This is a genomic window from Myxococcus sp. CA051A, assembly GCF_013336705.1.
Classification (GTDB): Bacteria; Myxococcota; Myxococcia; order Myxococcales; family Myxococcaceae; genus Myxococcus; species Myxococcus llanfairpwllgwyngyllgogerychwyrndrobwllllantysiliogogogochensis.
Genome location: NZ_JABUMS010000100.1, coordinates 1 through 380 on the forward strand (window position 1 = coordinate 1; position 380 = coordinate 380).

At 72.9% G+C, this 380-nt stretch carries 1 pseudogene; it reads right to left on the reverse strand.

Annotated elements, in window-relative coordinates:
• Positions 1–380 (reverse strand): annotated as a pseudogene (locus HUA74_RS45095) (2-hydroxyacid dehydrogenase); the annotation flags it as partial.

The window sequence follows — 380 nt, forward strand, 5'->3', positions numbered from 1 at the left end:
GTCGAACCCCACCAGCCCGTCCAGCGAGAAGTTCCACTCGCGCACCCGTGCGTAGGCGCGGTGCACCTTGCGGTTGAGCGCGAGCACGAGCGCCGCGGTGTGCTCGGCCACGGCCTCGGGTGAGTACTCGGGGACGCGCACGACGGTCATCCCCAGCCGGGCGGCCTCCGCCAGGTCCACGTGGTTGAAGCCCGCCGAGCGCAGCGCCACCAGCCGCGTGCCCCCTTGCGCCAGCGCCTGGAGGCAGGGGCCGTCCAGCCGGTCATTCACGAAGGAGCACACCCCGGGGAAGCCCGCCGCCAGTCCCACCGTCTGCGGCGTCAGGCGGGGCTCGAACCAGGTGAGCTCATGGCCGAACGCGGCGTTGGCCTCCTCGAAGG